Raw genomic sequence first — 25,878 nt, 5'->3', positions numbered from 1 at the left:
GTAAGGTTCTTGAACCAAAGGAAATAAAACAATTGAAATGAATTTTAATAATTTCACTATAAAATCACAAGAAGCAGTACAGCGAGCCCAACAACTTGCTCAAGAGCTCGGACATCAGCAAATAGAAAATGAGCATCTTTTTAAAGCAATTGCTGAGGTTGATGAGAATGTGTTGCCCTTTATTCTAAAAAAACTGAATGTCAATACGGCTTTTCTCAACCAAATTCTGGATAAGGAACTAGAAAGTTTCTCTAAAGTATCTGGCGGGGATATTATGCTTTCCAGGGAAGCAGGAAAATCACTTAATGAAGCAAACATCATTGCAAAAAAGCAAGGAGATGAGTTTGTTTCCATAGAACATCTGCTGCTCGCCATTTTTAAGTCCAAGAGTAAAATAGCTCAGATATTAAAGGACCAAGGTGTAAATGAGAAAGACTTAAATGCAGCAATTCAAGAATTGCGCAAAGGCGGAAAAGTAACTTCCCAAAGTGCAGAGGACACTTACAATTCTTTGGATAAATACGCTAAAAACCTTAATCAACTTGCTGATAGCGGAAAGCTAGACCCCGTAATCGGTAGAGACGAAGAAATTAGACGTGTTTTACAAATCCTTTCTAGAAGAACAAAGAACAACCCCATGTTGGTAGGCGAACCAGGAGTGGGTAAAACAGCAATAGCGGAAGGGTTGGCACATAGAATTGTTCAAGGGGATATTCCAGAAAACCTAAAGAATAAAATTATTTACTCATTGGACATGGGAGCCTTGATTGCTGGAGCTAAATTTAAAGGAGAATTTGAAGAACGGTTAAAAGCAGTCATCAAAGAGGTGGTCACTTCAGATGGGGATATTGTTCTCTTTATTGATGAGATTCACACACTTGTGGGTGCTGGTGGCGGTCAAGGAGCCATGGATGCTGCAAACATTCTTAAGCCCGCTTTGGCACGAGGAGAATTACGAGCAATCGGAGCCACTACCTTAGATGAATATCAAAAGTATTTTGAAAAGGACAAAGCTTTAGAACGAAGGTTTCAAAGGGTGATTATTGATGAGCCAGATACTGAAAGTGCTATCTCCATTTTAAGAGGGATTAAAGAAAAGTATGAAGCGCACCATAAAGTACGAATCAAAGACGAAGCAGTAATTTCTGCCGTGGAGCTTTCACAGCGCTATATTACCAACAGGTTCTTACCAGACAAGGCCATTGACCTTATGGATGAGGCGGCTTCTAAACTACGAATGGAAATAAATTCCAAACCTGAAGAGCTAGATGTCCTTGACCGAAAAATTATGCAGCTTGAAATTGAAATTGAGGCCATCAAGCGTGAAAATGATAAGGCAAAACTTCAAAGTTTAAACCTAGAACTTGCCAATCTCAAAGAAGAGCGAAATGAAATCTTTGCCAAATGGGAAAGTGAGAAAACTGTTGTAGACAATATTCAGAAAACAAAACAGGATATTGAAAACTTTAAACTGGAGGCAGAACGTGCAGAGCGAAATGGGGATTATGGCAAGGTAGCAGAGCTGCGTTATGGTAAAATCAAGGAATCCCAAGAACGGTTACAGCAATTACAGGATGAATTAGCTAATCAACAAAGTGCTGGAACGTTGATCAAAGAAGAGGTGACCAATGAAGATATTGCGGAAGTTGTAGCCAAATGGACCGGTATTCCAGTGACCAAAATGATGCAAAGCGAGCGCGAAAAATTGCTTCAGTTGGAAGATGTGTTACATAAGCGCGTTGTGGGCCAAGAAGAAGCCATAGTAGCCGTTTCAGATGCCATACGGAGAAGTAGGGCTGGGCTACAAGATGCTAAAAAACCAATAGGTTCTTTCTTGTTCTTAGGAAATACAGGAGTTGGAAAAACGGAATTGGCCAAAACCCTTGCCGCTTATTTATTTGATGATGAAAATGCTATTACAAGAATAGATATGAGTGAATACCAGGAAAGACACTCTGTGAGCAGATTGGTAGGAGCACCTCCTGGATATGTAGGCTATGATGAAGGTGGACAGCTGACTGAAGCAGTCCGCAGAAAACCCTATTCCGTAGTACTTCTGGATGAAATTGAAAAAGCACACCCAGATACTTTCAATATTTTGCTACAGGTTTTGGATGAAGGAAGGTTGACCGATAACAAAGGACGCGTTGCCGATTTTAAGAATTCCATTATCATCATGACCAGCAATATGGGAAGTCAAATCATTCAAGAGAAATTTGAAGAAGCTACAGATTTGGACAACGCCGCCCATGCAGCCAGAATCGAGGTTATGGGACTATTGCGTAAAACCATTCGCCCTGAGTTTCTCAACCGTATAGATGATATTATCATGTTTACACCTTTAAGCAAACAAAACATTAAGGAGATTGTGGGATTGCAATTAGACCAGCTGAAAAAATTGGTTTCAAAGCAACACATTACTTTGGATGCCACCGAAGAAGCAATTGATTACTTGGCAGCAAAAGGGTATGATCCACAGTTTGGAGCCCGGCCAGTAAAAAGGCTTATCCAAAAAGAGGTGTTGAACAATCTATCCAAAGAGCTTTTGGCAGGAAAGATTAAAGCAGAGAGCATTGTGCTTTTAGATTCATTTGATGATGAACTGGTCTTTAGAAATCAAAATGAGTTGGTAAAATAAGCAGAGAATAAGGCAGTTAAAGCCCTCATTTTGTTAAAAGTGAGGGCTTTTCTTTTTAAAAATACCATACAGTATATGTTTTTTATATATTAGCAATACCCATTGCCAACGCTAACCACTATGACCAAAAAAGCAGAACGAACTACCGCTTACATTATCGAGACCGTCGCTCCTATTTTTAATAAGTTTGGCTATGTGGGAACCAGTATGAGCGACCTTACAGAGGCTACCGGACTGACTAAGGGAGCCATCTACGGAAACTTTGAGAACAAGGAAGCACTTGCTTTATCAGCTTTTGAATATAACAGAAGCCATTTGCTATCCGTCATTGATGAAAAATTGGATATTGAAGGTGGTGCATTGGACAAATTGTTCTCACTAATACGTTTTTATCGCCAATACGATGTATTTACACTGCCCTTTGGCGGTTGTCCCATTCTTAATGTAGGGATAGATGCACAAAGCAATAACAAGTTATTGGCCGCTGCTGTAAAAGAAACCATAAAAGAGATTGAAGGCAAAATAGCCCTTGTTTTAGAAGATGGTATTAAACAAGGTGAAATCCATTTGCCAGTACCGCCTTTGCAATTTGCCAAGCAGCTCTTCACTATGCTTCAAGGAGCAATTGCAATGTCCACAATGACCAGAGATAGAAAATACCTGGTGAATACCATTGCCTATTTGGAACACCTAATACAGAAAGAGATAAAGAGCTAACACCTACCCTCCTATTTTCCCCTCACCCTAAAAATCCAAGTTTTATCTGGATAGTTTCCAAAAAGCTTACTGTCCCTTGCCTTTCGAGCTTCAGACATTGTATCGTATCTTTCCAGATACACATAATTGAACTTGTTTTGGCTCCTATAAAATGATTTTGGATTCAATCCTTTTTTCTTCAAGGTGAGCATAAAACTCTCAAAATATCTTTTGGTCCCAAATACATTGGCTATTAGATAAAATCCAGGTTCCAACCCTGCTGCACTAGCCACTTCTTCATACTTTTCATTAGCTTTTACTTCAACTTTCTGTTCACGAAGCTTTGCAATACTATCTAATTTCTTTTGTGCTTTCTCCTGCTTTAGAGCTTTTATTTTTGCTTGGGTAATGGAATCTTTTTTTCGTTGTTGCTCAATAATCAATGCTTTTTGCTTTTCTTCCTCTGCCTTTTTGTTTTCTTCTAAACGAAGGGCTTCAACTATTGCTTTTTCTTGGGATTCTCTCTCGTCTAGTTCTTTTTGTGCTGCTATTTCTTTTTGTCTTTGTTTTTCCATCTCTTCATTAATTCTTTCAAGTGCCAAGCCGTCATCTCTTTCAACATCGAACCCAACTACTTTTTTTCTGCTATCCATTTTTCCAAAATGGTAGGAAGCAATCAATTCAAGAGTAGACTTTTCGTCTTGCAAAATATCATCAATCCCAAATTCAATTAAACCCCCAATAGAAAGTTGTTTGGAAATCGTTGCTCCCAATCCACCAGAAACTCCATAAAAACTGTTGTACCCCCCTTGTACCCAAAATTTGGAGGTTGAAAACAAACCATTGATCCCAAACTGAGTGTCTTGATCAGGAATAGATCTAACATAAACCACTGGTCTCAAAAAACTATCGGCATCACCCAAAAAAGGACCTATTAAAAAATCGTTACTCAATGTTCCTGTAAAAACTCGTCTATCCGCTGTGCTGGCTCCATCATTACCCGACAAATTAAAGTCCAATGCGTTCTCCACGGTTATTCCTAAACTAAAGTGATTCACTTGCAGCCGAGCACTTGGAGAAAACTGAACAATAAAAGCATTTGTACTTTCCAATTCCGGTAAATCAATATCTGGATCAGGAACAAAACGATCATCCGCCAGTATTTCCTGAAACCCAAAAACATTAGCTCCAAAAATCAATTTTATATTGTCCTCCAGGGGAATGGCATATACATAATTAATATTTCCTCCAGTATTTAAATAAACTCCCGTATTATGCTGTAAAAAGCCAATTCCAATAGCTGATTTTTGATTTATTTTGTGTGAATAATTAGCAAATAGTGTTGTTGGGTCACCATCGATGGTCTGCCACTGCCAACGGGTCCAGATGGAAAAAGAGTTCGGATTATTCCAATCTAAACCGTGGGTGGCATTGAGTAAATTGGCATTAAATTGTGTTAAAGTATGCTGCCTAAAGTCTGCTGGAATAGTACGTTCCTGCGTCCATATCACGCTTGTTGTAAAAACAAACGAAAAATATATCAAAAGTCTAAGCATACAAGAAATGAAAATTAAACGTTACATTTAAATACCATAAACATAACTTAAGAGGGGACCTTTAGATCAGCAATTATGAGAGCAATAAAACAGCTATTCGTCATCACAATTTTTGTTATTACAGCTATAAGCTGCAATAGCTCTAATAAAGATATGGAAATTACTGAAGAGCCAGTGATTTCAACTTTCTATTTTATTAGACATGCAGAAAAGGACAGGACTGACCCTGAAAATAAGGACCCTGAGCTGAATCAAGATGGATTGGGAAGAGCTATTCGATGGGCGGAAGTCTTTGATCCTATTGCCTTGGATGCAATATACTCTACTAATTATGAGCGTACTTCCATGACAGCAGCCCCAACTGCGGTAAAAAAAGATATTACTGTTGAGTATTATGATCCCAATTCAGTTGATATTGAGGCATTCAAAACCAACAACGAAGGACTAAATGTTTTGGTAGTAGGCCACAGTAATTCTACACCAAACTTTGTCAATAATATGTTAGGGATTGAAAAATATGACCATATCGATGATAATAACAACAGCAGTCTATTTATCATTCGTATCATTGATGGCGTCGCTACAGACATCCGATTGCAAATGGACTAATTTTTATTCACCTCGACCTCAGATAGCTCTATTTTAGAGAGCAATTCCAATTCGCCTTTTTCAAAAAGCTGTCCAATTTCATAAATGGGTATTCCTTTGGTTTTAGTCTTAAAATTGTTGTAATCCACAAAACGAATACCGTTCACATACCGCTCATTATATGCCTCCCTAAAACGTTGCCCTCCTCCATTTACATGAAAATCATAAGCTAAATAATCAGGCTTAAACGTCTCTTTATTAAACCAGTACACATAAACATCATCAAAATCCTCTCCTCCATTGTCTTGGTCAAAAGTGACCTCTATTTTATAGTAATTGACTCCTTTGATGGACTCTTCACCCAGAATTTTCTTGTGTACCGCTCCATCATTTAATCCATATGGAAGTCTGGCAAAATAATGAACAGAATTGACAGAATTAGCGTAGCGATTGGCTATGGAATCAGATAATTTAACGAGGCTATCATTGATAAAGCGTTGAAAAACAGCATTTGTCTTTTCATCCGTAATCGTAATGGAATCTAAAAAGGAGATTCGTTTCAATATCTTCTTCCCTTGATCATTCTGAGAAACATATTTTCTATTTCTAAATACAAATGAAGTGTTATGATCAATGTAGTGCATGCCGCCACTGTCCTCAATAGATTTATCTATAATCTCTTGAACTGTATAGCTAGTTTTGGGTTTTTCCTTGCAAGCAAGGGAAAAAAGGAATACTATTCCAATAAAAATTCTTTTCATTAGTTTAGGTTTTATAAAGAATCGTAAAATCTAGTGTAACATTACAATTTTCTTTGATAAGAGTTTCTATTTTTGCGCACAATGCAGAAAAACATCAACATAAAAAATAAACGGGCCCGTTTTGATTACGAAATTTTAGACACCTATACTGCGGGTATTGTCTTGGGTGGAACCGAAATAAAATCTATTCGTTTGGGTAAGGCTTCGCTATCTCAAAGCTTTTGTGAGTTCAATGACAAAGCAGAACTCTTTGTAATCAATATGCAAGTGGATGAGTATAGTCATGGTGGCCATTACAACCATAAGCCAAAGGCGGAGCGAAAATTATTGTTGAACAAAAGAGAACTAAAAAAACTCCGCAGAGAGGTAACTACTTCTGGGCTTACCATTATACCTCTCAATCTTTTTATTAATGAAAGAGGTTTGGCAAAGGTGAACATTGGACTGGCGAAGGGTAAAAAACAGTACGACAAGCGGGAAACCATCAAGGATAGAGATAACAAACGTGACCTATCCAGAATAAAAAAGAGTTTTAACCAATAAAGCGCTAGTTTTTGTTTTCAAGCAAGGGTACAAATCGGAAAGAACCCAATTCTTGCTTTTCAAATTCCTTTTCAGATTTTCTAGTAAACAGGGTCATCACCTGTTCCTCCACTCCAACCGGAATTACCAATCGCCCCCCTACTTTCAACTGGGACATTAACGACTTTGGAACTTCAGGAGCTCCTGCTGTCACAATAATTCCATCGAAGGGTGCCTGCTCTGGCAATCCTTTATAGCCGTCTCCAAAAATCACCTTCTTAGGACGGTAATGCATTTTGCTAAAGAACAGTTTGGTTTTTTTAAAGAGCTCTTGCTGACGCTCAATAGTATACACCTTAGCACGTAAATGGAGCAAAACAGCTGTTTGGTATCCGCTTCCGGTACCTATCTCAAGAATAGTATGGTTAGGCTTAATCTGTAACAGTTCTGTTTGAAAAGCCACTGTATAGGGTTGGGAAATAGTTTGCTCTGCACCTATGGGAAAGGCTTTATCTTGATAGGCATGATCCTCAAAACCACTATCTAAAAAGAGATGCCTTGGGATGGTTTTAATCGCATCTAAAACCTTGACATCCTGTATCCCCTTTGCGGATAGCGTTTCTGCTAATTTGTTCCGCATACCCCTATGCTTGTGTGTGTCTTTCATCTTCTTAGTCTGGCACACGAATTTAAAGAGTTCTTTACAAATTTTATAGTTGGCGCGCTCTTATTTTTATGGAAGAGTGATCTCATATCCGTATTTTTGACAAAAACAGTACGTATGCTAAAAGTTGGTGTCCTTGGTGCAGGACATTTGGGTAAAATACACCTTAGACTCTTAAACGAATCAGATAAATATGAACTCGTAGGTTTTTACGATCCAGATGAAATCAATGCAAAAAAAGTAGCTGATGAATTTGGATATTCCTTTTTTGAAAACATCAACACGCTTATCGACGCCGTTGATGTGGTTGATATTGTAACCCCTACCCTTTCACATTTTGATTGCGCCAAAAAATCCATAGCAAAAGGGAAACATATTTTTATAGAAAAACCCATCACCAATACTTCTGAAGAAGCCACAGAATTATTAAAATTGGCAGATGAACATAATATCAAAGGGCAAGTTGGGCATGTGGAACGATTTAACCCTGCTTTTTTAGCTGTAAAAGATAAGATTGAAACACCCATGTTTATTGAAACACATAGGTTGGCTGAATTCAATCCTAGAGGAACAGATGTCCCTGTGGTACTTGATCTCATGATTCATGACATTGATGCAATTTTGAGCGTGGTAAAATCTGAAGTGAAAAAAATCAATGCCAGTGGGGTTTCCGTCATCAGCAAATCCCCAGACATCGCAAACGCCAGAATTGAGTTTGAAAATGGATGTGTGGCCAATCTTACATCAAGTAGGATTTCCTTGAAAAACATGCGAAAATCCAGATTTTTCCAAAGAGATGCATACATTTCTGTGGACTTTTTGGAAAAGAAGGTAGAAGTGGTAAAAATGAAGGATGCTCCGGAACAACCAGGAGATTTTGATATGATCTTGCAAAATGCGGAAGGCATCAAAAAGCAAATCTATTTTGAAAACCCTGACATAGAAACCAATAATGCCATTTTGGATGAGCTAGAAACTTTTGCAGACGCCATCAATAATGACACAGAACCCGTTGTTACTCTAAAACAAGGAACAGAAGCACTGCGTGTGGCCCTACAAATTATTGAATCTTTTAAAAAATAAATTGATGAAGACTATTGCAGTAATTGGCGCTGGAACTATGGGAAATGGTATAGCACATGTTTTTGCTCAAAATGGATTTCAAGTACATCTTATCGATATAGCGCAAGCATCTTTGGACAAAGGTTTGGCGACCATTACAAAGAATCTTGACCGAATGCTTTCAAAAGCATCCATCACGGAAGACGATAAAGAAAGTACTTTAAGCAATATTTCAACTTTTACCAATGTAAAAGAAGGGGTTTTAAAAGTAGATTTAGTGGTAGAAGCGGCTACGGAAAATTTAGACCTTAAACTTCGGATATTTAAGGATTTAGACGAAGTATGCGATACCAACACTATTCTAGCAACCAATACTTCCTCTATCTCCATTACGCAAATAGCAGCTGCCACCCAGCGCCCCGAGAACGTAATTGGAATGCATTTTATGAATCCGGTTCCTATCATGAAATTGGTGGAGATTATTCGAGGATACAGCACTTCTGACGAGGTTACCAAAACCATCATGGAGTTGTCTGCTAAATTAGGTAAAACACCCACCGAGGTAAATGATTACCCAGGTTTTGTTGCCAATAGAATTCTTATGCCAATGATCAACGAGGCCATAGAAACCTTATACAATGGTGTTGCAGGAGTACAGGAGATTGATACCGTAATGAAACTGGGCATGGCACATCCCATGGGGCCGTTGCAGCTTGCTGATTTTATAGGTCTGGATGTCTGCCTATCTATTTTAAACGTGATGTACGATGGTTTTAAAAACCCAAAATATGCCCCATGCCCCCTATTGGTGAATATGGTTATGGCAGGAAAATTAGGGGTGAAATCAGGAGAAGGGTTTTATGATTATTCGGAGTCTAGAAAAGCCGAAAAAGTCTCAAAGCAATTTACCTAAACCAGCATGGCCCAAATAAAACCATTTAAGGCCATTCGCCCAACAAAGGATAAAGCTGCTTTTGTTGCTTCTAGATCATATGAAGAATATTCAAAAAATGAATTGAAAGCGGTATTAAAGTACAATCCCTTCTCATTTTTACACATTATAAACCCTGGATTTAAATTCGATAAAAATATTACAGGAAAAGAACGATTTAAACTTGTTCATAACCGGTACACGGAGTTTTTGGAGGACACCATTTTTCAAAAAGATGAACAGCCTTGCTTCTATTTGTACCAAATTGAAAAAGGGCTTTTTAAAACGTTGGGCTTTTTCTGCGCCTGCAGTGTATTGGATTATCAAAACGATATCATCAAGAAACATGAGGATACCATCCAGCGTAGAGAAAAACTCTTTGCCGATTATTTACAAACAGTGGGCTTTAATGCAGAACCTGTGTTAATGACCTATGCCGACAATGAATCGGTAAGTGCCATTCTTAAAAAAGAAACATCCACTACTCCCGAGTACGACTTTACCACTACAGATAAAATCAACCATAGACTATGGAAAGTCGAAAAAAAAGCCTCCATTGAAACCCTACAAGCAACCTTCGCTTCCATCAGTGCGCTTTACATTGCGGATGGCCACCACAGAAGCGCTTCTTCCAATCTACTGGCGAAAAAACTGAAAACCGAAAACAAGGAACATATCGGGGATGAGGCCTATAATTTTTTTATGGCATATCTGATACCAGAATCAGAGATAAAAATTTATGAATTCAATAGAATGGTCAAAGATTTAAATGGTCTTACCAAAAATGAATTTTTGATTCAACTGGATACCCATTTCAGGATTGAAAAAAAGGAAGATGGATTGTACAAACCAACTCGGAAGCATCATTTTAGCATGTATTTGGATGGTGAGTTTTATTCCCTTTATTTAAGAAAAACGGTGTATAAGTTTACCGACGCTTTAAGCGAATTGGACACTCAAATATTGTATAAAACCATTTTAGAGCCCATTCTTGGAATTTCTGACCTTAGAAATGACAAGCGTATTTCCTATGGGTATGGAAAAAACAATATCATTAAAATGAAAGACAGTATCGATACAGGTGAGTTCGCAGTTGGTTTTAGCTTAGTTCCCATAAACATGAATGAAATTAAAGCCATTGCCGATGCTGGACTGGTAATGCCGCCAAAAAGTACTTATATAGAGCCGAAACTGAGAAGTGGATTGGCCATTTATGAGTTTTAAAACAATTTGAAAATCTGAAGTATGTCTATAAAAGACAACCTTATTGCAATTAATCAAACAATACCAAAGGACGTAACTTTGGTTGCGGTCTCCAAAACCAAACCCAATGAAGCCATTCTAGAAGCTTATGAAGCCGGCCATCGTGTTTTTGGAGAAAACAAAATACAAGAAATGACACAAAAATGGGAGACGCTTCCTAAAGACATTGAATGGCATATGATTGGTCATGTACAACGGAATAAGGTAAAGTATATGGCTGAGTTTGTTTCGCTTATTCACGGGGTTGATAGCCTTCGCCTACTTACAGAAATCAATAAACAAGCCGAAAAACACAATCGGGTAATCCCATGTTTGTTACAAATGCACATTGCTAAAGAAGAAACCAAATTTGGTTTGGACACATCGGAATTGCATCAGCTAATAAGCTCGGAAACGTTTGCAGCTTTAGAAAATATAAAAGTTGTGGGGCTGATGGGGATGGCAACATTTACCGAAAATAAGTCTCAAGTGAGAAAAGAATTTGCTTCTTTGAAAACCATTTTTGACGGTTTGAAACAAAAACTGCCAAACATCTCGGTTCTATCTATGGGAATGAGCGGGGATTACAGTATCGCCATTGAAGAAGGTGGAAATATGGTACGCATAGGAAGTAGTATCTTTGGAGCACGTAACTATTCATAATTTATTTTAGCGAATTTCATGTACGCCATACTCGATATTGAAAGCACAGGAGGAAAATATAATGAGGAGGGTATCATGGAAATTGCAATTCACAAATTTGATGGACACCGGGTTGTAGACAAGTTTATAAGCTTGGTGAATCCAGAGCGGGAAATTCAACCCTTTGTCGCCAAGCTTACGGGTATCAACAACCATATGTTACGGGCTGCGCCAAAATTCCATGAGGTTGCAAAACGTATTGTTGAGATAACAAATGGAGCGGTGATTGTAGCCCATAATGCGCAATTTGATTATAGAATCCTTAGAACAGAATTTAGGCGTTTGGGCTATGATTATCAACGGAAAACCCTTTGTACGGTAGACCTTTCCAAAAAATTACTGCCAGATGCAGAATCGCATAGCCTAGGAAAACTAGTACGTTCTCTCGGTTTTCCAATTAGTGATCGTCACAGGGCCAATGGTGATGCAATTGCTACCCTAAAACTTTTTAAGTTACTGCTAAATAAAGATTCAGAAAAAATCATTGTCCAAGAGGTTATCCGTGAAGAATCCCAAGGAGAGTTATCGCCTACGCAATTGGATATCGTTTCTGATTTACCTTCAGAAACAGGGGTGTATTATATGTACGACAAGGATGGTGATATCATTTTCTTGGGCAAAACCAAGGACATAAAAAAAAGAATCAATCAACACTTTACCAACGTTGGCCAGTTGGCCCGCAAGCTTCAAAAAGAAACCAAAAGAGTTTCCTACGAGCGTACTGGAAGTGAATTAATCGCAATCTTAAAGGAGTACCAAGAATTGCATAAGACAAAACCTAAACACAATAGCATTACTAAAAAGAAGCTTTTTTCCCATGTTATAAATTTTTCTAAGAACGGCACACCACATATAACCTTGGAAATTGTTAAGAGTAAGCTTCAAAAAGAGAAAAAAATAGGATTCAATGGTGTTCCTTCAGCGAAAAGCTTTCTTAAAAAAATAAGTGAAGAATATAGCATCTGTGCTTCATCATTATGCCTGGATACCATTTGTGAACATGCTAAAAATGGTTGTGCAGATGGCTGTACGGCTATTGAAAAAACTATAGAATACAATCAAAAAATAAATGATGCATTTCAAAAGTATAGTGTTGTTGGAAAAAACGTAGCATTGTTGGACAGGGGACGTGAACTAGGAGAACAGAGCCTTATCTTAATTAAAAATGGAGTATTGAAAGGGTTTTGCTATGTGGAGCTCAACCACCAAATAAATAATATTCATATCTTAGAATCCATAATAACCCCAATGTCCAGTGATGAAAACACTACTTTTATTGTTGAATCTTATTTGAGAAAAAACAACAAGCTTAAGATTTTGGAGTTAACGCCTACCCTTTGAAAGAGCATAAAATACATTCCGGTTGGAAAAATTCGCTTCATGAAGTTATCTATGAAGCTGACACGCCATTAGGCAAGTTTTTTGATCTTGTACTTGTCATTTTGATTGTTCTCAGCGTTATTTTGGTCATGTTGGAGAGCGTAAAGGAGATTGACGAACACTATCACACGGTTTTATTGACACTAGAATGGGTGGTTACCATCTTTTTTACCCTTGAATATATTGCAAGATTGATTAGCATAAAAAAGCCATGGAAATATGTTTTTAGTTTTTATGGCATCATTGATTTTGTCTCTACCATTCCACTTTATCTCTCATACATTCTTGCTGGATCACAGGTCCTTTTGGCGGTAAGAGCTTTTCGGTTATTGCGTATTTTCAGAATATTGAAACTTGTTAAGTTTATGGGAGAAGCATCCCAGCTTAAGGCTGCGCTAAAAGCAAGTAGGGCAAAAATTGCGGTTTTTATCTATGTTGTTCTAATCCTTTCTGTAATCATGGGTACCATTATGTATCTTATAGAGAGTGATGAAGCCGGTTTTACCAGTATTCCTCGAAGCATCTATTGGACCATTGTAACGCTCACCACCGTGGGCTATGGTGATATTGCTCCCCAAACCAATATTGGGCAGTTTTTGGCCACAATTATCATGGTCTTAGGGTATGGTATCATCGCGGTCCCTACCGGAATAGTAACTGTTGAATTTTCCAGACATAAAAATGGTGATAAGGCAAAGAGTGTTGTCCATACCAATACACAAGCCTGTCCTAGCTGCACTGCTGAAGGCCACAGAGATGATGCCACAAACTGTTATAAATGTGGTGAGCTGCTATGAGTTCCAAAACTTTAATTGCTGTTGTAGGCCCTACAGCTATTGGCAAGACATCATTGGGTATTTCTTTAGCCCAGCACTTTAATACGGATGTGATTTCAGCAGATTCCCGTCAATTTTTTAAGGAAATGAACATTGGTACAGCCGTGCCAACGCGTGAAGAATTAAATGCCGTTCGGCATCACTTTATACAGCACAAAAGTATTTTTGACCCCTACTCCGTAGGAGATTTTGAAAAAGAGGCTTTGCTGTTATTAGAACAACTCTTTCAGGACAAAAATCATATTATCATGGTGGGTGGTAGTGGACTGTATGTTGATGCGGTTGTACATGGCTTGGACACGTTTCCTGAAGTGGATACCAAATTACGGGAAAGCCTAAACGCAAGGCTCGAAAAAGGTGGGTTAATAGGTATGCAAGAAGAACTGCAGGCGCGCGATCCAAAGTATTACGACATAGTGGATATTGATAATCCTCATCGATTAATAAGAGCCTTGGAGATTTGTATCACCGCTAACAAGCCGTATTCTTCATTTTTAAACCAGAAAAAAGAGGGAAGATTTTTCAATACACTTTACGTTGGTATTCAGGCCGATAGAACGGTAATTTATAACCGAATCAACAAAAGAGTAGATCTTATGATGGAAGCTGGATTATTGGAAGAAGTAAGGAAAGTATACCCACATAAAAATCTTAATGCCCTACAAACCGTAGGCTACCGAGAGCTTTTTGAGTATCTTGAAGGAAACATAACCCTTGATTTTGCAATTTCTGAGATTAAAAAAAATACAAGGCGATTTGCCAAAAGACAACTTACCTGGTTAAGGAAAAACAACACTATTTTATGGGTGGACTACAATGAGGAACCAAAAATGGTGGTTAAAAAGATAACTGAACAGCTTAAAACAAATTCACATGCCTAATACACCCACAGTGTTTGTTATAATGGGCGTTTCTGGAACTGGAAAATCCACTATTGGCAAACTTTTATCCGATACTTTACAAATTCCCTTTTATGATGGGGACGATTTTCATCCTGAAGCCAACATCAAAAAAATGAGTGATGGCAAGGCGTTGAATGATGATGACCGAAAAGGTTGGCTCATAAGACTCAACCAATTGGCCAAAGAACACAAATTAAAAGGAGCTGTCATTGCTTGTTCCGCTCTAAAACAAAGTTATAGAGATTTACTGCTTAGTGAAATGGAAGGCTATCTCGAGTTTGTCTATTTAGAAGGTTCATTTGAACTCATCAAATCTAGAGCTGAAAATAGAGATGGACATTTTATGCCCTTGGATTTACTTCAATCACAATTTGATACTCTTGAACCGCCCTTGGAAGCTATTATCGTTTCTGTGGCCAATACACCAAATGAAATTGTAACCTCCATATTAAACCAACTGCAATAATAGCCAACTCATTTGCATAAAAAAACCACCCTAAGGTGGTTAAAGTTTTATTGAAAAAACGGCTTTTATTGATTCTCTGCTTTAACAACGAGTCTGAATCCTTCTCCATGAATGTTGAGGATTTCAACAACATCATCCCGCTTCAAATATTTTCTTAGTTTGGCTATATACACATCCATACTTCTAGAAGTAAAATAATTGTCGTCCCTCCATATTTTTGTCAGTGCTAATTCTCTTGGCATTAAATCATTTTCATGGAGTGCAAGTAGCCTCAATAGTTCGTTTTCTTTGGGAGAAAGTTTCACTGGTTCCTCATCCATATATTTTAAAAAGCGAAGCTTTGAGTTCAAGTGGAAATTACCAATAATGAATTCAAATTGTTTACTGTCTGCCAGCGTACTAGAAGCTTTTCTTTGAAGTATTGCTTTAAGTTTCATCAACAACACTTCAGAGTCAAAAGGTTTGTTCAAATAATCATCTGCTCCAGCCTTATACCCCTTAAGAACATCCTCTTTCATTGTTTTTGCGGTGAGGAAAATAATCGGCACATTTTCATTCTTTTCCCGTATCTCCCGTGCTAACGTAAACCCATCTTTGTAAGGCATCATAACATCCAAAATACAGACATCATAATTGTCTTTTTTGAATTTTTCAAAGCCTTCCATACCGTTTTTGGCCAAAACCACATCAAAGTCGTTCATGGACAGGTAATCTTTTAGCACGATCCCAAAATTAGGGTCATCCTCCACTAACAATATTTTCTTATTTTCTGTCTCCATAGTTTATTAAATTAAAGGCAGTTTAATAAAGAAAGTACTTCCTTTTCCTTTTTCACTTTCTGCATAAACTTCTCCCTGATGATCTTCTATTATTCGTTTTACGTAGGCCAATCCTAATCCATGACCTTTTACGTTATGTATGTCCCCGGTATGTTCCCGGTAAAATTTCTCAAACACCTTTTTAACCACTGCTTTGCTCATTCCAGCTCCTTGGTCCTGGATTTTAACAATTATGTTGTTCTTAACCAATTCGGTATAAATATCTATTTTTGGGGATTCTGGAGAATACTTCACAGCATTATCCAGCATGTTCACGATTACATTGGTAAAATGGATGTCGTTCGCCAAAACTTCTGACCTTTCCGCATCTAAATGTGAATTTACATATCCGCCTCTATCAGCAACAATCAATTCCACATGCGCAATGGCATCTACTATTATGTCATGCACATCTACTCTATCCTTACGAATGTCCAGTTGATTTTTTTCCAACTTGGATATTCTTAATACATTCTCTACTTGGGCATGCATGCGTTTGTTCTCATCCTTAATCATCCCTAAATACCGTAATACTTTTTCCTTATCCTCTATGGATTTTGGATTTCGTATGGCCTCTACGGCAAGGTTTATTGTTGCGATGGGAGTTTTAAACTCATGGGTCATATTGTTTATGAAATCTGTCTTTATCTCAGATATTTGCTTTTGTTTTATCAATTGATAGATTGCACTGGAATAGGCCACCATAATCACAAGGGTAAAAATTAACGACAAAAAGGCCATGCTCATTACCGATTGAAACAGGAACTTCTTCATGGTCGGGAACGTAAGTAACAATGAAAAATTTGTACTCCCCTCACTGTCCTTAAAAATCGGAGCCTCGTACATTTTGGATTCTGAAAACTTGAACTTTTTGGATTTCACCTTGGTCGGATAACCTTGGCTGTATACCCCGTATTCGTAATCAATATCTATATTTCTATTGCTTAATTCCTGACTTAATAGCAATTCCAGTTCTTGTTTGGACACCCTCTTGTGAATTGGCCTACTTTTGGCATATTCCATAAAAACATCTTCCCAAGCTGCTTTATCTATTTTGGATAACCCGCCAATTTTTTCAGCCTTCTGAATGGGAGTTAAGCTGTAGCTTTTGCCATCCAGGCCATATTCTTCTTTAAAGACAGCCTTGGTACGCTTGCTTGTATAGTTTTTAAATGTGGTGGTATCCTCCCCACCTAAATTATCAAAGAACGTTGATGTTATATTGTAATCTTCCTCTAAAATTCCATGGGAATAAAAAAGAATCTCGTCTGAGTTTAAATCCCGGTCAACAAACAAAAAATTTCTGAACTGTGTAGTTTTAGGTTGCCCAATACTATCTACTAGGGAAGCCAAACGATCTGAATAGTCCTTCATCTCCCTCTTCTCCACTCTACTAGCTACTTTATCCAGTATGTCTGTAACCGTTCTTGAGAATTGCTCCTCCTTGTCGTCTACTGATGTTCTTATCCAATACACTTGAACAAAAATTATCCCAGTCAGGGATAAACTCATAAGAATGACGAGAAGAACGAAAAGCTTCTTGTTCATTGGGGTAAAATTAGAAATTTAACATTTAGGCCATTTACCGTTTAACCTAACCTTAACAAAAATGTTAAAATTTATGGTCAATCCGCCAGCCCAACAAGTCTGTGGTGTATCTCCTCAACCCTTTGTTTGGTGGTTTCTAAGTCAATATTATGGATTGAAAAATGTGAAAAGGCTTCTTTTTCATTATCATCCATTTGGTTCTTCATCCTGTCAAGTACTTCTTGGTCTTTGACACCATCTCTGCTCATTACCCTTTTTAAACGTAGGTCTAAGGGTGCTGTTACCAAAACGATGTGATCATACTGATCTTGTGAATCGTTTTCAAAAATCAAAGCGGTTTCCTGAATTACATAGGAAGCATCTTGTTTTTCAGCCCATTTTAAAAAATGTTTTTTTACAGCAGGATGTACAATGGCATTCAGTTTTTTTAATACCTCTGGATCTCTGAAAATTCTGTTCGCTATAAAACTTCTATTTAAGGTATCACCATCATAGGCACCTTCTCCTATGAGGTTTTTGACTGCTTCTTTTAATTCTGATGAGTTCGTCATCAACTGTTTGGCTTCCAAATCGGAATCGTACACTGGCACACCTAGGTCTTTGAACATTTTTGCTACAGTGCTCTTACCTCCACCAATACCTCCTGTTAACCCAACAATCATCATTTCCTTTCCAAAACAAAGTTTATCTTATTCTCTAGCAAACGAACCCCATGTACCTTTTCTGGTTTTTTTGTTATTTCCAAAAATATCACATTATCATTGGCATTGTTGCGTTGTTTATAATCAGCGACCACCAAGAAATCATTTGCCGAAATAACCTTTAATTGACCAATGGTGGCCTTACAAAGAATTTTTATGGCATTGGGGAAGGTCTTAACGTCATAGCCTTCGGGAAAATTCACCACTTGAACTGGGACATCAAACACTTCTTCAGAAAATTTGGCCACTTTCCCCGATACACTAGCTCGGTTAATGGAAAAGATACTATTGTCCAAGGTCTTTGGAAAAACAAGCAGAACATCTTTGGAGAAATCTGAGGAAACGTCTGTCAACTCAATTTCTGAAGTATGGATTTCCGTAAGCGCATCTATTTCATTTTTTGGTCCTTTTACCAAAACCGTAGTAGGGTTGATCAACGGCTCTCCTTCCAATATGTAGTTTTGTCGAAACTGAATATCCAAATTTGCCTTGATTGGAATCTCCTTGGATGCAACTTGATAAAGATCCACCTTAAGCTCGCGCCTATCTAAATCAATTAGAGAAATACTCTGAGAAAGTTGCCGTTCCATTTGCTTTTTTACCGCATCCTCGGTTAAAATGTACGAACCATTTCGATTGATTATTCCGGATAAGTCAATATCTATTCGCTTATTGGTGAAATTGTAGTAGAGAAACTTAAATCCGCTTGTTTTTATTTTTGCTTCTATTCTATTGACCGCATTGTTGCCCAATAATAGCGTGTCTGGAAGGTTTTTATAATTGAGGACAAAGTTGGCCCTAGATTCATAAGGCTCTGAAAGATTACTAAGAAACCATGCAAGGAATGAACATAGCAAAAAGAGCAAAAACACTTTTACTTTTCTCTTGTTTAAACCTTTCCATCCCTTTTTGAACACCTTATTTTGTTTTAAAAAACAGCTTTGGAAATAATTCTTCCGGTTCCTTGCTACTAAAATTAAGCAACATTGTGGATTTTAGAAAACCCATTCCATATCCTGTAAACTGCGTTAAGCTGGCAAAAATTGTTAGTGAAGCCACTTTTAAATTTTTGGTTTTTGCCAATGCATCAAAAAACAGCACTAAAAAGTATACCGAAAATAGTAGCAATGGAATCATGATACCAACAATTGCCAATACAATTGAAGTTATTAATCCTAGCATGAAAAAAGTGGGAAACCAATAGGTAAGTTTTGCAGTTCCAGGGTGCCACCTGTTTAAAATGGGCCTCACCTTTCCAAATTTATTCACTTGAATAAAGAATTTATTCCAATCAATACGCCTTTTATGGTACACAAAGGCCTTACTAAACAATCTGGTTTTAAACCCGGCCTTCCAGATACGAAATGTCAAATCTGGGTCTTCCCCCGGGTGAATCCTACCAAAACCACCTGCTTTCTCAAAAGCCTCTTGGGAAATTCCCATATTAAAACTACGGGGTTGAAATTTACCAACCGACTCACTTCCTCCCCTAATACCTCCAGTGGTAAAAAAAGAAGTCATAACATAATTGATTGCCTTCTGCACGGTGGTGAAAGATTGGTCAGCAGCATCGGGGCCGCCAAAACAATGCACAAACTCCTTTTGCAACTCTTTGTTCACTTCTGCCAAATATTGCTTGGGCAGGATACAGTCAGAGTCTAATATGATAAAGTAATTTCCTTTGGCCTTTTTCATGCCATAATTACGCGATTCCCCTGGTCCTGAATTTTCCTTGAAGTAGTAAGAAATGTTCAAGCTTTCTTGGAATTCATGTATCACCTCCTTTGAATCCTGGCTTGACCCATCTTCTACAATAACCACTTCAAAACCTCCTTTAAAATCTTGAAGTATGAGACTTTCCAACAACTCCCGAATTTCTTCAGGCCGATTATAAACAGGAACTATTATGGATATATCTACGCTCATCTAAAAACACAAAAGCCATCCCAAAAAGAGATGGCTTTGTTTGCTAAATTTTATTGTTACTCTGTAAATTCATCAATTACTTCTTGGCTCACACCAGTATTGGAAAACCCGCCATCGTGGAATAAATTCTGCATGGTCACCTTCTTTGTTAAGTCTGAAAACAAACTTACGGTATAGTCAGCGCAATCTGCAGCAGATGCATTACCTAATGGCGACATCTTTTCAGCATAGCTGATAAACCCATCAAAACCTTTAACACCTTGCCCAGCAGTTGTTGGAGTTGGAGATTGGGAAATGGTGTTTACCCGCACTTTCTTTTCCTTTCCAAAGAAATACCCAAAACTTCTTGCTACAGATTCTAAATAGGCCTTGTTATCTGCCATATCGTTATAATCTGGAAAAGTACGCTGCGCAGCCATATAAGTCAGGGCTACTATACTCCCCCATTCGTTCATGGCATCAGCCTTATACAGGGACTGCATCACCTTATGAAATGAAAGCGCAGAAACGTCCCATCCCTTAGCAGTGAAATCATATTTTTCATCTGTATATGCCCTTCCCTTTCTAACATTAACGGACATGCCTATAGAGTGCAATACAAAATCTAGTTTACCTCCTAAGATCTCCGTGGCTTGGGTCACCAAATTTTCCAAATCCTCTTCACTTGTAGCATCTGCGGGTATAATCTCCGAATTCGTTTTTGCAGCCAATTCTTTAATCTGCCCCATTCGCATCGCAATGGGCGCATTGGTCAATACAAAAGTTCCACCTTCTTCATGAACGCGTTCCGCTGTTTTCCATGCAATGGAATGTTCATCCAAAGCTCCAAAAATGATTCCCCTTTTACCCTTTAAAAGATTGTATGCCATATTTCTTATCTATAGTTGGTTTCTGCGACAAAGATATTTATTCTTATCGAGTTTTACGTTGTTGTATTTGTACTGCCAAAGTTATTGCAATAACTGCCTTGCATGTGCCATAGCAGATTCTGAAATGGATTTACCTCCAAGCATTTCTGCCAGTTCTTTTATACGCTCATCTGCATTCAATTTTCTCATCTGCGTACTGGTTCCTTCTCCTTTTTCTTCCTTGAATACTTTGAATTGCTGCTGTCCTTTTGACGCTACCTGTGGTAAATGGGTTATGGAAAAGACTTGCATGGTTTTGCTCATCTCCTGCATGATTTCCCCCATCCGGTTGGATATTTCTCCAGAAACGCCAGTGTCAATTTCATCAAACATCATTGTGGGAAGCTGCTCATATTTTGCCAAAATAGCTTTTATGGTCAGCATAATTCTGGATAATTCACCGCCCGAAGCTACTTTTTTTAATTCACCGTAGTCAGAACCCTTATTGGCAGAAAACAAAAAGGTTAAATCATCTTTTCCGTTTGATTTAAAACTAGTGGAAGAATTTACCTCGATTTTAAAGGTAGCAGAAGGCATGCCAAGAGCATAAAGACTTTCTTGAAGCATCAGCTTCAATTTAGGAATCACCGCGTTTCTGGCTTCCCTAATTTTAATCGCCCATGTCTCCACTTGCTTTGTGATTTCTTTAACCTCACCCTCTCTTGCCTTAATTTTTTCTTCAATATTTTCAATGGCATCCACTTGCTCTGCCAAATGATTCCTTATATCAATAAGCGCTTCAACAGAGCTCACCTGGTGCTTTTTTTGTAAATCGTACAGCTGCTGTAACTGTCCATTAACTGTTTCCAAACGAGCTGGATTTGCCTCTACTCCATCTTTTATATGTTCCAATTCCGTAGCAATATCATCTGCTTCTATAAATATGGATTGTACACGCTCATTTAATGCTGAATAGGAGCTTCCAAAATCCGATAGGTTTTGAAAAACTCTCTTCAAATCAGCCAGCCTACCAAGAACACCTAGCTGTTCGTTATTCAACAATTGATGTCCTTCGGATAGCAGTTCCATAATCTGCTCCACATTGTTCAATTGCTCATATTCAGATTCCAACTCTTCCTGAATTCCAATTTTTAATGGTGCTGCTTCCAGTTCTTTGAACAAAAAACTATTATAATCATGTTCCTTGTTGGCATTGGCCTGAAAATCCATTAAGTCCTGCAACGCTTTGGAAGCGCTTTTATGAAGTTCTAAATGTTCTTTGTACGCCTGAAGGTTTTCCTTATTCTCTGCTAAAGCATCTACCACTTTTAGCTGAAAATCATTTTCTGTCAACCGCAATGTTTGGTGTTGGGAATGGACATCCACCAATCGTGCTCCCAATCCTCTTAAAATATCTAGTGTAACCGGTGAGTCGTTTACAAATGCTCTTGATTTTCCACTGGGCAAGATTTCCCGCCTTAAAATGGTGTCGTCTTCATAATCCAAATCATTCGTATTGAAAAAACCCTTCATTTGGTATTTTGAAATGTTGAATTCTGCTTCTATAATGCATTTCTGTGCTTCATTTTTAAGCGAACTCAAATCAGCTCGTTTTCCAAGAACAAGGGAAAGACCACCCAATAATATAGATTTACCAGCTCCTGTTTCACCAGTGATAGTCGTAAAACCATCCGAAAATGAAACGTTTACATCGTCTATTAATGCGTAATTCTGAATAGAAAGATTTGTAAGCAATACTGAAGATTTACACTGTAAAGATAAATCTCTTTGGAGAAATGGGCTAGTATTTTATCTCGTTCCAGGTGTTAGAGTAAAATGGCGCCACTCTATTAAGGGTTTCCTTTAGTTTTACAATGTCCACTTTAGGGCCATCGGAGAAGATATTTTGAATTTCCTCGGACTTGGCATCAAAGAAGGTTTGAATTAAGAAAGCATTGGGTCTACGCTTGATCAGTGTTTCAAATAAACGCATGCTCCCAGAAATTACCTGCTTCCCTGTACTGTTGTTATCGCCAAGAATATCTAATCCTTTTCTATGGTAATTGTACATAGCTATACGGTATTCCCTAAAGGAATTACTGAGCAAGTTATCCACCAATTCAAATCTAGTACGTGTCCCTGTTTCCTGACTCCAGCCTGAAAAATTGGACCCTTGTGCCTGTGTTACTATATTTTGTGCTTTTCTAAATAAATCATCCCCGCCCTCTAAAGAAAAGGTGTCGGCATCCAAACCAAGAATGATGTATATATAGTATGTTAGTACACCAACCAAATTGGAATCAAAAACATTTTCATTAAACACTAATGGCTGAAATTCTTGATATTGAAAATTAAAGGCGTCATCCTTGTAGTTAAACACAGGGCTTTCGTAAGAGCTGTTAAAAACCGGTCTGGAAGATTGTATTTGAATGTTTGCCTCAAACCTATCTGACTCATATTGTGTGACGGTAATAAACATTCTAGCATTTACCCGCTCATTCTCTTTGTACACCCTATTGGTCCATTTGCTTTTATTCACAAAATCATTAAGGGAGCGCTCCAAAGTCCTAAAAATCTGTTGATTGGTCTGACTAACCTGATCAGAGTTGACCGTTACGGTGCAATTCAGTTCCTGCGCAAATATTGCTTGCGATACCAATAGAGAAAAAGTGAGTACTAAAATGCTACGCATGAATCCTGGAGATAATTTCTTCCCAAATGTCCGAAGCCACTTCTGGCTTCGTCTTCAATGCAAACGTTTTTATATCCAAATTCTTATCAATGAAGGTGATTTTATTGGTGGTTCCACCAAAACCAGCACCATCGTCCTTTAAAGAGTTTAGTACTATGGCATCCAAATTTTTACGCTGAAGTTTTCCTTTTGCGTTTTCCAGCTCATTTTCTGTCTCCAAAGCAAATCCTACCAAAAACTGTTTTTGCTTCAATTCTCCCAATGAAAAAAGGATATCCGGGTTACGTTCCAGTTCAATCTTTAAATCGCCTTCTTTCTTTTTGATTTTTTCAGCAGCAACTTGTTTTGGTCGATAATCTGCAACAGCTGCTGCACAAATAGCGACATCCATAGTTTTGTAATGTTCATGACTTGCATCATACATTTCTTGGGCGGATGTAACTCGAATAAGTTTTATGCGGTCATTTTCCACCTTAAGGTTTGTAGGGCCAGAAATAAGGGTGACCTTGGCACCCAAATTTGCAGCGCTTTTGGCAAGTTCAAAGCCCATTGTTCCTGATGAACGATTCCCCAAAAATCGAACGGGGTCAATAGCTTCATGTGTAGGGCCAGCCGTAATCAACACATTTTTTCCGGACAATGGGAGTTCTTTTGCCAAATCTTCTTGAACAAACGCTACAATATGTTCAGGTTCCGCCATACGACCCTCTCCATGAAGTCCGCTAGCCAATTCACCAGCTTCAGCCGGAATCATAAGGTTACCGAAGGATTTTAATTTTTCAAAAGAAGTAGTGGTAGATGGATGTTTGTACATGTCCAAATCCATTGCTGGAGCAAAATAAACTGGACATTTTGCAGATAGATACGTGGCCATAAGCAAGTTATCGCAAGTACCATGTGCCATTTTGGAAAGCGTATTGGCCGTTGCCGGGGCAATGATCATTAGGTCTGCCCATAGTCCCAGTGCTACATGGTTGTTCCAAGAAACACTTCCATCCTCTTCATTGACGAAGTCCGTCAACACAGGGTTTTTAGACAAAGTGGATAGCGTAAGGGGGGAAACAAAAGAGCTGGCGCTTTGGGTCATAACAATCTTGACCTCAGCACCAGCTTTTATCAATAACCGAACAAGAAAGGTGGTTTTATAAGCGGCAATTCCCCCGGTAATGCCCAAAAGAATGTTTTTTCCGCTTAGCATTCCTTAAGCGTCTTTCTCTGTGTTTCTGTAATAGATTTTATCTTCCAACCACTCCATAACTGCCAATGCGTGTGGTTTTGGAAGTTTTTCATAGAATTTGGAAACTTCTATTTGCTCCTTGTTTTCAAAAACTTCTTCCAAGCTGTCGCTATAAGTAGCAAACTCTTCCAATTTTTCCAACAATTCCTTTTTTATCTCTGAATTGATTTGGATGGCACGTTTGGAAGCAATGGAAATAGCTTCGTAAATGTTTTCCGTTTTTTCATCAAACTCATTTCTGTTATGGGTAACAGTGGAAACGGGAGCTTTTGTATTTTTTAAATCTTGCATATGCTGCGTATTAAACTATTTATTTGGAATTGGAATACTCGCTTAATTCCTTTTGGATTTTTTCGGATAGATTATCCGCTTTCTTTTTAAATTGTGATTCTGGGAAATAGCGCATTAACGTATTATACGAAGCTTGCGCATCTTCCAGACGTTCTTTTTTTCTGTTCTCGGTACTATTCAGTGCCAAACTTGTGGCTGCCTCAATACGGTAGTACAGTGCTTCTTCCCTGTAAACAGATCCAGGATTATCTGAAATAAAATTATCCAGTGAGGTTATTGCCGAAACGAGAATTGGGTAATTAAACTGCCCCAGTTTATTAAACTGTTTTGCAATCTCTATTTGTTTCTTTTGCTTTTTTGCGGTTAGCTCTTTTGCCATTTCATTGGCATCGGCAAAAAATTCTGATTCTGGATAGGTATTGATAAATGATTGGAGCTTGGCCAAGGCTTTATCTGTGTCTGTTTGATCTAAAGAATATTCTGGAGAAAGCTCATAATAACTTTTAGCTCCTAAAAAAGTAGCTTCTTGGATTTTATCACTTTTCGGGTACGATTTTATAAAACGCTCAAACTGATACCCGGAAAGGTAGTAGTCCTTCGTTTTAAAATAAGAATCCGCAAAAAAGAACATTACCCTTTCACCTTGTGGCTTGCCCACATACTTCGGTGCTATTTGTTCAAACAATCTTTTTGCTCTTTTGTAATCCCCTTCCGCATAGTATTTTTCAGCCAAATCATATTTGGGCTTAACATCTTCGTTTTTAAGTACCTTTTGGTACTCGCTACACGATGTAAGAAAGATTACGGCAAAGAGTAAAGGGAGAATCGACCTCATTTTCAAAAACATTTTGCAAAATTAGTGATAATCAAC

At 38.1% G+C, this 25,878-nt stretch carries 26 protein-coding genes; 12 read left to right on the top strand and 14 right to left on the bottom strand.

Annotation, left to right across the window (positions count from 1 at the left end; genetic code table 11):
• The first annotated feature begins 37 nt into the window (after positions 1 to 37).
• On the top strand, positions 38 to 2,638 hold the full coding sequence (gene clpB / locus FVB32_RS12890) for an ATP-dependent chaperone ClpB (RefSeq protein ID WP_147744205.1): 2,601 nt from the start codon (positions 38 to 40) through the stop codon (positions 2,636 to 2,638).
• A 120-nt stretch (positions 2,639 to 2,758) separates the two neighbouring features.
• On the top strand, positions 2,759 to 3,355 hold the full coding sequence (locus tag FVB32_RS12885) for a TetR/AcrR family transcriptional regulator (RefSeq protein ID WP_147744204.1): 597 nt from the start codon (positions 2,759 to 2,761) through the stop codon (positions 3,353 to 3,355).
• Positions 3,356 to 3,366: 11 nt separating this feature from the next.
• On the opposite strand, the gene FVB32_RS12880 is transcribed toward FVB32_RS12885, so the two are convergent.
• Positions 3,367 to 4,890, bottom strand: coding sequence for a PorP/SprF family type IX secretion system membrane protein (locus FVB32_RS12880; protein WP_147744203.1), 1,524 nt, complete (start codon positions 4,888 to 4,890; stop codon positions 3,367 to 3,369).
• Positions 4,891 to 4,965: 75 nt separating this feature from the next.
• Here FVB32_RS12880 and FVB32_RS12875 point away from each other — a divergent pair, with 75 nt between their 5' ends.
• A complete protein-coding gene (locus FVB32_RS12875) occupies positions 4,966 to 5,499 on the top strand; it encodes a histidine phosphatase family protein (RefSeq protein WP_147744202.1) in 534 nt (177 codons plus the stop codon).
• Here the strand turns inward: FVB32_RS12875 and FVB32_RS12870 are convergent.
• The gene (locus tag FVB32_RS12870; protein ID WP_147744201.1) at positions 5,496 to 6,239 is read right to left on the bottom strand and encodes a DUF6503 family protein; all 744 of its coding nucleotides are present in this window, start codon (positions 6,237 to 6,239) and stop codon (positions 5,496 to 5,498) included. The two genes, FVB32_RS12875 and FVB32_RS12870, sit on opposite strands and share 4 nt — an antisense overlap.
• Positions 6,240 to 6,320: 81 nt before the next feature.
• Between FVB32_RS12870 and smpB the strand changes: the two genes are divergently transcribed.
• A complete protein-coding gene (smpB, locus tag FVB32_RS12865; protein ID WP_147744200.1) occupies positions 6,321 to 6,782 on the top strand; it encodes an SsrA-binding protein SmpB in 462 nt (153 codons plus the stop codon).
• A 4-nt stretch (positions 6,783 to 6,786) separates the two neighbouring features.
• On the opposite strand, the gene FVB32_RS12860 is transcribed toward smpB, so the two are convergent.
• The gene (locus FVB32_RS12860; protein WP_147744199.1) at positions 6,787 to 7,428 is read right to left on the bottom strand and encodes a protein-L-isoaspartate(D-aspartate) O-methyltransferase; all 642 of its coding nucleotides are present in this window, start codon (positions 7,426 to 7,428) and stop codon (positions 6,787 to 6,789) included.
• 114 nt (positions 7,429 to 7,542) lie between these two features.
• Here FVB32_RS12860 and FVB32_RS12855 point away from each other — a divergent pair, with 114 nt between their 5' ends.
• Genes FVB32_RS12855 through FVB32_RS12820 form a run of 8 tightly spaced genes read left to right on the top strand, consistent with a single transcriptional unit; the run spans position 7,543 to position 14,946 of the window.
• Positions 7,543 to 8,508: a Gfo/Idh/MocA family protein gene (locus FVB32_RS12855; protein WP_147744198.1), complete on the top strand. Its 966-nt coding sequence runs from the start codon at positions 7,543 to 7,545 to the stop codon at positions 8,506 to 8,508.
• A gap of 4 nt (positions 8,509 to 8,512) precedes the next feature.
• Positions 8,513 to 9,400, top strand: a complete 888-nt coding sequence (locus FVB32_RS12850) for a 3-hydroxybutyryl-CoA dehydrogenase (protein ID WP_147744197.1) — start codon at positions 8,513 to 8,515, stop codon at positions 9,398 to 9,400.
• 6 nt (positions 9,401 to 9,406) lie between these two features.
• Positions 9,407 to 10,642, top strand: a complete 1,236-nt coding sequence (locus FVB32_RS12845) for a DUF1015 domain-containing protein (protein ID WP_147744196.1) — start codon at positions 9,407 to 9,409, stop codon at positions 10,640 to 10,642.
• A gap of 21 nt (positions 10,643 to 10,663) precedes the next feature.
• On the top strand, positions 10,664 to 11,323 hold the full coding sequence (locus FVB32_RS12840) for a YggS family pyridoxal phosphate-dependent enzyme (protein WP_147744195.1): 660 nt from the start codon (positions 10,664 to 10,666) through the stop codon (positions 11,321 to 11,323).
• A gap of 18 nt (positions 11,324 to 11,341) precedes the next feature.
• Entirely contained in the window at positions 11,342 to 12,703 is a 1,362-nt protein-coding gene (locus FVB32_RS12835; RefSeq protein WP_147744194.1) for an exonuclease domain-containing protein, read from the top strand.
• On the top strand, positions 12,700 to 13,539 hold the full coding sequence (locus FVB32_RS12830) for an ion transporter (protein ID WP_147744193.1): 840 nt from the start codon (positions 12,700 to 12,702) through the stop codon (positions 13,537 to 13,539). Before FVB32_RS12835 ends, FVB32_RS12830 begins: the two co-directional genes overlap by 4 nt.
• Positions 13,536 to 14,459 (top strand): tRNA (adenosine(37)-N6)-dimethylallyltransferase MiaA, encoded by a 924-nt coding sequence (gene miaA, locus FVB32_RS12825; RefSeq protein WP_147744192.1) that lies wholly within the window; start codon positions 13,536 to 13,538, stop codon positions 14,457 to 14,459. The genes FVB32_RS12830 and miaA overlap by 4 nt, the downstream gene beginning before the upstream one ends.
• On the top strand, positions 14,452 to 14,946 hold the full coding sequence (locus FVB32_RS12820; protein ID WP_147744191.1) for a gluconokinase: 495 nt from the start codon (positions 14,452 to 14,454) through the stop codon (positions 14,944 to 14,946). Before miaA ends, FVB32_RS12820 begins: the two co-directional genes overlap by 8 nt.
• A gap of 65 nt (positions 14,947 to 15,011) precedes the next feature.
• Here the strand turns inward: FVB32_RS12820 and FVB32_RS12815 are convergent, their stop codons facing one another.
• The 11 genes from FVB32_RS12815 to FVB32_RS12765 all read right to left on the bottom strand — a co-directional run bounded on the left by FVB32_RS12815 (position 15,012) and on the right by FVB32_RS12765 (position 25,854).
• Complete coding sequence (locus FVB32_RS12815; protein WP_147744190.1) at positions 15,012 to 15,725, bottom strand: response regulator transcription factor; 714 nt, start codon at positions 15,723 to 15,725, stop codon at positions 15,012 to 15,014.
• 6 nt (positions 15,726 to 15,731) lie between these two features.
• Positions 15,732 to 17,312: a sensor histidine kinase gene (locus tag FVB32_RS12810; protein WP_147744189.1), complete on the bottom strand. Its 1,581-nt coding sequence runs from the start codon at positions 17,310 to 17,312 to the stop codon at positions 15,732 to 15,734.
• A gap of 77 nt (positions 17,313 to 17,389) precedes the next feature.
• Complete coding sequence (gene coaE / locus FVB32_RS12805; protein ID WP_147744188.1) at positions 17,390 to 17,977, bottom strand: dephospho-CoA kinase; 588 nt, start codon at positions 17,975 to 17,977, stop codon at positions 17,390 to 17,392.
• Positions 17,974 to 18,930 (bottom strand): CdaR family protein, encoded by a 957-nt coding sequence (locus FVB32_RS12800; protein ID WP_147744187.1) that lies wholly within the window; start codon positions 18,928 to 18,930, stop codon positions 17,974 to 17,976. Before FVB32_RS12800 ends, coaE begins: the two co-directional genes overlap by 4 nt.
• Before the next feature lies 1 nt (position 18,931).
• Complete coding sequence (locus tag FVB32_RS12795; RefSeq protein ID WP_147744186.1) at positions 18,932 to 19,939, bottom strand: glycosyltransferase; 1,008 nt, start codon at positions 19,937 to 19,939, stop codon at positions 18,932 to 18,934.
• Between the two features lie 56 nt (positions 19,940 to 19,995).
• Positions 19,996 to 20,808 carry an enoyl-ACP reductase FabI gene (locus FVB32_RS12790; RefSeq protein ID WP_147744185.1) on the bottom strand — a complete coding sequence of 271 codons (813 nt, stop codon included), beginning with the start codon at positions 20,806 to 20,808 and terminating at the stop codon, positions 19,996 to 19,998.
• An 81-nt stretch (positions 20,809 to 20,889) separates the two neighbouring features.
• Positions 20,890 to 22,542 carry a DNA repair protein RecN gene (gene recN, locus FVB32_RS12785; RefSeq protein WP_147744184.1) on the bottom strand — a complete coding sequence of 551 codons (1,653 nt, stop codon included), beginning with the start codon at positions 22,540 to 22,542 and terminating at the stop codon, positions 20,890 to 20,892.
• 46 nt (positions 22,543 to 22,588) lie between these two features.
• The gene (porD, locus tag FVB32_RS12780; protein WP_147744183.1) at positions 22,589 to 23,479 is read right to left on the bottom strand and encodes a type IX secretion system protein PorD; all 891 of its coding nucleotides are present in this window, start codon (positions 23,477 to 23,479) and stop codon (positions 22,589 to 22,591) included.
• Positions 23,472 to 24,677 carry a bifunctional phosphopantothenoylcysteine decarboxylase/phosphopantothenate--cysteine ligase CoaBC gene (gene coaBC, locus FVB32_RS12775; RefSeq protein WP_147744182.1) on the bottom strand — a complete coding sequence of 402 codons (1,206 nt, stop codon included), beginning with the start codon at positions 24,675 to 24,677 and terminating at the stop codon, positions 23,472 to 23,474. The genes porD and coaBC overlap by 8 nt, the downstream gene beginning before the upstream one ends.
• A gap of 3 nt (positions 24,678 to 24,680) precedes the next feature.
• Entirely contained in the window at positions 24,681 to 25,007 is a 327-nt protein-coding gene (locus tag FVB32_RS12770; protein ID WP_147744181.1) for a DNA-directed RNA polymerase subunit omega, read from the bottom strand.
• 19 nt (positions 25,008 to 25,026) lie between these two features.
• Positions 25,027 to 25,854, bottom strand: coding sequence for an outer membrane protein assembly factor BamD (locus FVB32_RS12765; RefSeq protein WP_147744180.1), 828 nt, complete (start codon positions 25,852 to 25,854; stop codon positions 25,027 to 25,029).
• Between the last annotated feature and the right edge of the window lie 24 nt (positions 25,855 to 25,878).

The organism is Flagellimonas hymeniacidonis, assembly GCF_008040165.1.
Taxonomy (GTDB): Bacteria; Bacteroidota; Bacteroidia; order Flavobacteriales; family Flavobacteriaceae; genus Flagellimonas; species Flagellimonas hymeniacidonis.
This window is presented reverse-complemented; position numbering and strand designations above follow the sequence as displayed.